Source organism: Streptococcus suis YS56 (assembly GCF_000440115.1).
Lineage (GTDB): Bacteria > Bacillota > Bacilli > Lactobacillales > Streptococcaceae > Streptococcus > Streptococcus suis_L.
The window spans coordinates 1-8618 of record NZ_ALMY01000018.1 but is presented as its reverse complement, the minus strand read 5'-3'; the positions used below and the strand labels follow the sequence as shown (position 1 = coordinate 8618).

General features: G+C 39.8%; 9 protein-coding genes. 1 reads left to right on the top strand and 8 read right to left on the bottom strand.

All coding sequences use genetic code 11. From position 1 onward, the window contains the following. From SST62_RS1000000111845 to parE, 8 genes are all read right to left on the bottom strand, one after another. Nucleotides 1-809 (bottom strand): restriction endonuclease subunit S (locus SST62_RS1000000111845; RefSeq protein WP_194283583.1); only part of this gene is annotated, 809 nt, incomplete at its 3' end. Beyond that, nucleotides 752-2776 carry an HsdM family class I SAM-dependent methyltransferase gene (locus SST62_RS0102935; protein ID WP_029186238.1) on the bottom strand — a complete coding sequence of 675 codons (2025 nt, stop codon included), beginning with the start codon at nt 2774-2776 and terminating at the stop codon, nt 752-754. The genes SST62_RS1000000111845 and SST62_RS0102935, both read right to left, overlap by 58 nt. Before the next feature lie 3 nt (nt 2777-2779). Then, complete coding sequence (locus SST62_RS0102930) at nt 2780-3340, bottom strand: GTP pyrophosphokinase (RefSeq protein ID WP_029186237.1); 561 nt, start codon at nt 3338-3340, stop codon at nt 2780-2782. Between the two features lie 43 nt (nt 3341-3383). Further along, nucleotides 3384-3872: a YkvA family protein gene (locus SST62_RS0102925; protein ID WP_029942512.1), complete on the bottom strand. Its 489-nt coding sequence runs from the start codon at nt 3870-3872 to the stop codon at nt 3384-3386. A gap of 79 nt (nt 3873-3951) precedes the next feature. Beyond that, nucleotides 3952-4656 (bottom strand): hypothetical protein, encoded by a 705-nt coding sequence (locus SST62_RS0102920; RefSeq protein ID WP_029186236.1) that lies wholly within the window; start codon nt 4654-4656, stop codon nt 3952-3954. A gap of 68 nt (nt 4657-4724) precedes the next feature. Continuing rightward, nucleotides 4725-5090, bottom strand: coding sequence for a hypothetical protein (locus SST62_RS0102915; protein ID WP_029186235.1), 366 nt, complete (start codon nt 5088-5090; stop codon nt 4725-4727). 81 nt (nt 5091-5171) lie between these two features. Continuing rightward, nucleotides 5172-5777 carry a protein adenylyltransferase Fic gene (gene fic, locus SST62_RS0102910; protein ID WP_029186234.1) on the bottom strand — a complete coding sequence of 202 codons (606 nt, stop codon included), beginning with the start codon at nt 5775-5777 and terminating at the stop codon, nt 5172-5174. Nucleotides 5778-5800: 23 nt separating this feature from the next. Then, nucleotides 5801-7750, bottom strand: a complete 1950-nt coding sequence (parE, locus tag SST62_RS0102905; protein ID WP_029186233.1) for a DNA topoisomerase IV subunit B — start codon at nt 7748-7750, stop codon at nt 5801-5803. Between the two features lie 141 nt (nt 7751-7891). On the opposite strand from parE, the gene plsY reads away from it, so the two are divergent. Beyond that, complete coding sequence (gene plsY, locus SST62_RS0102900) at nt 7892-8536, top strand: glycerol-3-phosphate 1-O-acyltransferase PlsY (RefSeq protein WP_029186232.1); 645 nt, start codon at nt 7892-7894, stop codon at nt 8534-8536. Nucleotides 8537-8618 lie beyond the last annotated feature (82 nt).

The window sequence follows — 8618 nt, the reverse complement described above, 5'->3', positions numbered from 1 at the left end:
CCTGTATTGGTTGTACCAGCCATAACAAAGGGTAAATCACCTTGAATTTGATCATCTTTCTTTAAGCGTCGCCCTTGATGGATTGACGGAAAAAGTGTTCTCATCGAAACTGGAGATAGCGACAATATACCCGAATACTCTACTCTACTCTCAGTATCGGTCAGTTTGGTGAATGTGTCAAGTATTTTCTCATCATTTTTTGTAAGGTGATAATCTTTAAGTCCAGTTACTGTTAGGTAAGCCTCGAGCGTCTCGATGCGTTCAGCCTCGAGCGCCTTTATGTAGTTTTCCATATATGAAAATGCCAAATTGTTATTTATTGTTGGTAATGAAATTATTAACTCATCAGCATCTTTTGCATAAAAATTACGTGAGTAACTAAATTTTCCAGAATATGAAGATTTATGAATTGCCACTGTAATAAATTGACAAACTGCTTTGGGCAGATGATTAGTATGTACTACTGCAACATGGTCATCAGCACCAAAATCATAACCTCTAAATTTAGCGGAACCAAACATATCAATTGTGATGCTATTTGCTCTAAAAATCTCGACATCATTTCCAATATAAGCAGAAATTCCTGTATTTTCTTCTCCCGCCGTCACAAAAGGCAAAGTGCCAAAGACTCTATCTGAACTTTTTAGTCGTTTCCCTCTTGTAGATTTTCCAAAAAGTTCAGCTAAATTATATTCCCGCCATTCTCCCCCTGCCTCTTCAAACTCTTTGTCTAATTTGGCTAGGCGAGGGCTTAGGGCTTTTTTGTGACGTCTTCTCCTTTTTGTTGGAGGAGTTGAGTCACTTCCCAGGAAAGATAGTCAGCAACGGTCTTTTTGAAATCCTCTAAGGTTGGCTTGGTATCAATGACTTGATGCTGTTCAAAATTCCAGTCATTACCATTTAGACTGATAAAGTCCTCGATATAGACAGCATCCAAATCCCAATCTGCTTCTACCTTAGCTCGACTGCCTGCCTTGTAAATCTTGATGATATCCTGATAACGTTGAACAGGGCTATCCACTTCTGAAATCCCACGTTTAGCTCGCTTGTAGCCATCATTTCTGAAGTCAATGAATTTGACAGGTCGTTCTACATCGTGAGGTGTTTTGGCTTCAAAAATATAAATTGACGTCTGAACCCCTGCCATTGGTACGAAAAGGTCAACTGGCATCTTGATTGAGGCAAGCATGGTATGCTTTTTGAGAATGGATTGGGCTGTTTTGGTAGCTTTACCAGAACCTGCTGAATCTTGGATGATAATCGCACCTAAGCCACCTTTTTCCATTTTATCCAAGCCATGTTCTAAGAAAGGCAGTCCATTTTCATCATAAGAAAAAGGTGGGTTCAACAACAGACGGTCGGCTTTAAAGTTTTCAAAGAGACTTTCTGGGCGGTTAAAGGCTGAACCTTTCTCAATACGACTTGAACCATCACCACGTAAAATCATGTTGGTAGCTGCCAAGGTAAACATCTCTGCATTTAGCTCAACACCGAGAAGATTGTTCTTCTTAAGTGTATCAATGGCTTCATTTGCTGCTGTGGTCGCCTTACCAAAAATAGTATTGGCATCTTCTATCATCAGTTCCATTGCAGAAATCAAGAAACCGGCAGAACCTGTCGCCAAGTCCATAACTTTGTTATCTTTTTTGATTGCTAAAATCTGTGACATCATCTTGGTCACATAAGGTGGCGTTAAAACAATCCCAATTTCCTTACCATCTCCAAGGGCATACTTGAGAAACTCAGAGTACATTTCCCCCATAATGTCAATATGACCACCTAATCCGTCAATGGCTTTGAAGATGTATTCGTAGATAAAGGTGAAAATTTGTTTGGTCACACTTGCCTGACCATCAATCAACTTGGCAACTTCTTTATCAAGCTCTGTCTTCTCGTCACGCTGAGCATCTTTTGAGATTTCCTTGAAAGAAGAAATCATCAAATCACGCTTGGTTTTCTCAATCCCCCTGTTTTCTAGGAAGTTTGAAATATGCGTTACGATCAATTCGCCATCATGCTTGTCCTTAACCTGCTTTCCTAATAAATTGTCAGGAATTAAGCCGTCATCTAACTTTATTTTTTCACCATTAGGAGTAAGCATTTCGATATCTTGCATAGCCAAAAGCATACCAGATACATAAAGAACTCGTTGTGGAGCAGTAATATTGTGATTGTGCATCAAGCGATTAAGTTTCTTGGCATAACTTTGCAAGACAGCTTGACTATCAATTAAAATCTGATGTTTTTCTTCTTCTGTCAGAACAGCGTTCTTATAGAAGGTTTCAAAACTTTTTTCATTTTCAAGAAAATCAAGCGATTGAACAGCTGTCAATTCTTTATAAGCATTCAATGCCGAACCGAAAACGTAGTAAACTTTGAATACAACATTTTCTTCATTGTCACCAGCAACACCAATCGCAAAGACTTCACTGTATTTCCCAGAAGCAATCATGTTCCGAGCATAGTAAAGAGCACCATTCACTGCGTAAGTGCCAATAGACTTGTCATCTTGTTTGATGCCTTCTTTATTTTCAGTCAGTAATTTTCTTGCTGAAAATTTATTTTCAAAAATAACAGGGCGACTATACTTTTCGACATGAAAGTCTGGTTTACCAAAATTAGCTTTAGATTCCGTTTTTGCGGACCCCCTCAGAGCCTCTCTCATATAAGGGCTCATACCTGATTCCTCATTGTAGTCTTGCAATTTACGCAATCCAATACGGTCTAACTGACCTTTTACCCAGTCATTAACATCTGACTCTAATTTCCAATCCATTTTTTACCCCACAAACTTCCTCTTATACTTGATATGACTAGCAATATTGCCTTCTACATCCTTCTCATCCCATAGTTGCAGTTCCCACGGATAGTAGAAATTACTCTTATTTTTGAAATAGATATGAATGCCGACATAGCCGTCCTTATCACGCAGATACCAGTTTTTCAGACCATATTGTTCCTGCCAGTCATCCAGACGCTCCATAACCTCCGCAATCTCTTCAGAAGTCAAAATCATACGAGCACCGAAAATATCATTGAGAATGGAGTTGACAGGATAGCCCTCGCTTCTCTCCTTAAAACGCTCAATCTTATCCAAAATCGATTCTGATGTTTTGACACGATAAAAATAGGCAATATCCTTGACATCTGCACGCATCAAGTAATCGTTAATGGACTCGTGTAAGTTGAGCCGATAAGCCAGAATAGGTTGAGTTGGAACCTTTGCAAAGGTATGTTTGAGATTGACCTTTGCAACCTTACCAGTTTCAAAATAATCCTTTGAATACTCCAGATGAATACGATTAATTTCACTTATTAAGCGTTCAACTTTCTCTAACATCTTCTTTCTCCTTTTGAAAATAGCAGAGCTACTCTTCCACTTTCTACTGGCTTGCTTGCCAGCTTCTAAAGTCATCGACATCTGTTTTGATTAATTTCAAACAGGCATTAAGGACAAAGGCATCGTCAAGTAGACCTGCTCCAAGGATGAAATCTGGTAAGGCATCAATAGGACTGAAAAAATAAATCAAAGCACCTATAATTGCGAGGATTGTCCCTTTGGGTAACTTGCTGTAATCTCTACGGATATAGCTTCGCACCATGGAAATCAAGCCTGGAATAGCCGCAAACTTATCTCCACCAAAAGGCATACGAGACAGTTTCCGTTCCGTGCTATGTAAAAAATGTTCTAATTTTCCTTGCTCAGATAGCAAGTTTTCTGCATGTTGCCGAGTTTTGGAAGATTGCCAAATCTTCAATGCTTGGTCAAATTTCTCTTCCAACTCCTGTTTATTTTTAAATGGCTTGCGCTTTCGAGCCCATTCAGACAACCGTTTTTGAAAACGGTCAGTTAATTTTACTCTTAGTGGCATAAAACACCTCACATAGTTTGTCTGTGCTAGATTTACAAATCCTCTGTCCGATAGAGGTTTTAACTCTACTAATAATAAGTCAAGGCATTTTTTTCTGAATTCCTTCTCTGATTTTTTTGAGCAGTAATTCTCTTGAAATTTCTTCCCAATAATTATAATAAATTAGTCTTATTCCATGTTCTTGACTTATCGTAAACTTTTCTTTATCACGTTGAATAGTTCTCAGATAATTTTCTTGACCACCAAAAAAATCAATTGGTTCAAAATGTTGTTTTCCTTGATATTCAATTGCGATTTTTTGGCTGGGGATGTAAATATCATAGGATAGCTGCCCACCTTTTGAACTTTTCAAAAAGTATGGTCTGTGTTGATAGATCACTTTTTCAGACTTAAATACCGATTTTACTAATCTGAATAACAATTCTTCCGACTTCCATTTATTGATAGGTCTTGAATAAGAAAATCTTTCAATTTCCACAAATTTATCTTCTCTAGCATTTTCAAGAATTTCATCAGCTCTTTTCCATACCTTACTTTTCTCTTTTTTAAACTCTTCAATTACAAAGTATTTAAAATAGTGTTCAAATCGGTCTAATATTCGCATTTTTTTCCAAGTCCTAAACGTACTTACAACTTCGGAATAATTCCCTCTCATGTCCTCAGCACGATAAATCCCTCTACCAGAAATCGATTTTTTAATAAAATCATTTATATAGTTAAAAGGATTCCTAGTTGTATATGCAACCAAATATTCTTTATTTCCTAAATATCCCTGAAATTCCATAACAATAAATTTATAACAAATTCCATCCCACTGATTATAACGATTCCTGAGATTCAATTGAGGATAATTTAAATCGTACCAGGCGAATCCAGATTCCAATAAACTCTACTAAAACCAGGAAAACTGCGATAGTTTAAGTGTACTGACAAAAATTCATTTTCAGGAAATAATTGTTGAATCTCTCGTACAAAATGAGAGTGAATATACTTAACTTCTAATTGATTAAAAGTTAATTCTAAAATATATAGAGAGAATAAAGCCAAGGAATTAGAATGAATTTCTTCAATTCTTTCAATAGCGTAAATATGACTATCTTCAATGATGAGAAAAGTGAGTTGACTTGAAATTTCTTTCACTTCAATTTGATAACCTCTGAATTTCTCAATAAATTTATCTTTAACTATTCTTGCTTGAATTTCTGTAAACCCACTCACTTCAAACTCCTATATAGTTAATTACTCTAAGAAAATTTTTAAAAGAATTTACTATAAAATTTATAAATTTATGTTCTCAATTTACAAATCCTCAGTACGATAGAGATTGTACCCCTCATAGTAATAAGAATGGTCGATGCCTTTCATGTAGAGTTCTCTACTATCAACCTCATCAGTCAAGGCATTTTTTAAGATATATTTGATTTCAATATCACGAATTGGACTTCGCTCCATTGCCAAAAGATAATCTTCTTTATCCACCAATGACCAATCAACTACCTGCCCTAATTCAGATTTCAGCAAATGATCCAACCAAAGCCTCATGCTACGACCATTCCCCTCACGGAAAGGGTGAGCCACGTTCATCTCTACATATTTTTCAATGATTTGTTCAAATGTTCGCTGGGGCATTTTTTCAATTGTTTCTAAGGACGTGTGCAGATACATGAGAGGAGCGAAACGAAAGCCACCTTTTGCGATGTTGACATCTCTTATCTTACCTGCAAAATCATAAATATCTTCGAATAGAAAGCTGTGAATAAAAGCAAGGGTTTCAAAAGTACCAGCTTGTTTATCAGCCAGCAATTCTTCCTCAAAAAGCCGTTTTGCCTTCTCCTTACTGACCTTTTCTTCCGTTTTTGCCAGCTCTAACGAGTCTTTTATCCCCAATTTATTTTCTAAAACCATACTGCACCTCAACTTCCCTGAGATTATTTAGTAAAAGCTGTCGCTTCCTCCAAGGTAAACTTGACATTGTCCTCAATCCACTTGCGGCGCGGCTCGACCTTGTCGCCCATGAGGACGGATACACGGCGTTCAGCACGGGCTAGGTCTTCAATGGTGACACGGATAAGGGTACGGGTTTCAGGGTTCATAGTTGTTTCCCAGAGTTGATCAGCATTCATCTCACCAAGACCTTTGTAGCGTTGGAGGATAAAGCCCTTGCCAAAATCCTTGCGGAGATCTTCCAATTCCCCGTCAGACCAAGCATAAGCAATCTTTTCTGTCTTGCCCTTGCCTTTAGACATCTTGTAGAGAGGTGGAAGGGCGATGTAAACCCGTCCTGCTTCTACCAATGGTCGCATGTAGCGATAGAAGAAGGTCAGTAAGAGGGTCTGAATGTGGGCACCGTCCGTATCCGCATCGGTCATGATAATAATCTTGTCATAGTTGACATCTTCAATAGTGAAATCTGACCCAACACCTGCACCGATGGTGTAAATCATGGTGTTGATTTCTTCGTTTTTGAGGATGTCCGCCATTTTTGCCTTGGCGGTATTGATAACCTTACCACGCAAAGGTAGAATGGCTTGGAACTTGCGGTCACGGCCCTGTTTGGCAGAGCCTCCGGCTGAATCTCCCTCGACCAGATAGAGTTCGTTTTTGGCTGGATTTTTGGACTGGGCTGGGGTTAGCTTACCTGAAAGAAGCCCCTTGTCCTTCTTGTTTTTCTTACCATTTCGGGATTCGTCACGCGCCTTGCGCGCAGCCTCACGAGCGTCACGCGCCTTAATGGCTTTACGAACTAGATTAGATGCTAGCTCGCCATTTTCCAAAAGGAAGAAAGTCAGCTTGTCCGATACAATGCCGTCCACCACAGGACGAGCAAGTGGGCTTCCCAGCTTGTCCTTGGTCTGCCCTTCAAACTGCAAATGCTCTTCTGGGACAAGGATAGAAAGGACCGCAGACAGACCCTCGCGGTAGTCAGAGCCTTCCAAGTTCTTGTCCTTTTCCTTGAGCAAGTTGGTCTTACGAGCATAGTCGTTCATGGCCTTGGTAATGGCCAGTTTGAGACCTGTTTCGTGGGTACCGCCGTCCTTGGTCCGAACGTTGTTAACGAAAGACAGGATATTGTCTGAATAGCCGTCGTTGTACTGCATAGCCACTTGGACTTGGAATCCTGCATCTTCTCCTTCAAAATAGAGGACAGGTGTCAGGGTTTCCTTGTCTTCGTTGAGGTAGGATACAAAGTCTTGGACACCATTTTCATAGTGATACTCTTCCTGCTCACCCGTCCGCTCATCTGTCAAGGTCATAGTGACTTGTTTGAGCAAGAAGGCTGATTCTTTCAGGCGTTCGGCAATGGTGTTGAACTTGAAATCAGTCGTTGAGAAAATGGTGTCATCAGGCATAAAGGTAACTTTTGTACCTGTTTTTGATTTTGGAGCGGTACCAATCTTCTCTAAAGTCGTGACTGGCTTTCCGCCCTGCTCAAACCGTTGCTTGTAAACAGCTCCGTCACGGGTAATCTCAACTTCTAACCAGCTAGACAGGGCATTGACCACCGAAGAACCAACCCCGTGGAGACCACCTGAAGTCTTGTATCCCCCTTGACCGAACTTACCACCTGCATGGAGAACGGTGAAGATGACTTCAACCGTTGGTTTTCCTGTTGCGTGCATACCGACGGGCATCCCACGTCCACGGTCAGACACAGAGAGACTGCCGTCCTTGTTAATGGTCACGTCAATCCGATCACCGAATCCAGACAGGGCTTCATCGACAGCGTTATCGACAATCTCCCAGACCATGTGGTGCAAGCCATTTCCATCTGTTGATCCGATGTACATACCAGGGCGTTTGCGAACGGCATCCAGCCCTTCTAATACCTGAATGGCATCGTCATTATAGTTATTTATGTTAATCTCTTTCTTAGTCAAAACTGACCTCCATACTTGTCATCCTTACTATATTACAAGTTTTTCAGCATTTTTGCAAAATTTTTCTGCTGACTTTCGGCTGGAACAAATAATAAAACGCATTTGAGGAGAATTCAAAGCAAATTGTGCTATAATGGAAGCATGATAGTCAATCTTATTTTATTATTTATTGCATATTTATTAGGTTCTATTCCGTCAGGACTTTGGATAGGTCAAACTTTTTTCAAGATCAATATTCGTGAGCATGGCTCTGGAAATACAGGAACAACCAACACATTCCGTATTTTAGGTCCAAAGGCTGGTACGATTGTATTTGTAATTGATTTTCTCAAGGGAACGTTGGCAGCCTTGCTTCCGCTGATCTTTCATGCCCAAGGAATTTCTCCGATTGTATTTGGGTTAATGGCTGTACTGGGACACACTTTCCCTATCTTTGCCCAATTCAAAGGTGGAAAGGCGGTTGCAACATCTGCTGGTATGCTTCTGGGTGTCGCACCTGCTTTCTGCCTCTATCTAGTCATAATTTTTGTGACTTCTCTTTACCTCACTTCGATGGTTTCCTTCTCCAGCGTGTTGGCTGCTGCTTTAGCAATCTTAGGAGCTCTGCTATTTCCAGCAATAGGAATCATCCTACCAAGCTACGACTGGCTCTTTACCATCATCATCGTCTTTTTAGGCCTATTTGTCATTATCCGCCACAAGGAAAATATCCAACGAATTTTGAAAAAAGAAGAAAATCTAGTCCCATTCGGACTCAATCTAACCAAACAGAAAAAGCGAGTTTAACCACTCGCTTTTATAGTCATTTAGTTTTAAAATAGTATTCCAAAGAATACTCAACCGATTGAAATCTCCTCAATAACTCAGC

Excerpts from the sequence above, each read along its gene's own strand:
- SST62_RS0102935 (WP_029186238.1), bottom strand. The coding sequence starts at position 2,776 with ATGGATTGGAAATTAGAGTCAGATGTTAATGACTGGGTAAAAGGTCAG.
- SST62_RS0102930 (WP_029186237.1), bottom strand. The coding sequence starts at position 3,340 with ATGTTAGAGAAAGTTGAACGCTTAATAAGTGAAATTAATCGTATTCAT.
- SST62_RS0102925 (WP_029942512.1), bottom strand. The coding sequence starts at position 3,872 with ATGCCACTAAGAGTAAAATTAACTGACCGTTTTCAAAAACGGTTGTCT.
- SST62_RS0102920 (WP_029186236.1), bottom strand. The coding sequence starts at position 4,656 with ATGGAATTTCAGGGATATTTAGGAAATAAAGAATATTTGGTTGCATAT.
- fic (WP_029186234.1), bottom strand. The coding sequence starts at position 5,777 with ATGGTTTTAGAAAATAAATTGGGGATAAAAGACTCGTTAGAGCTGGCA.
- plsY (WP_029186232.1), top strand. The coding sequence starts at position 7,892 with ATGATAGTCAATCTTATTTTATTATTTATTGCATATTTATTAGGTTCT.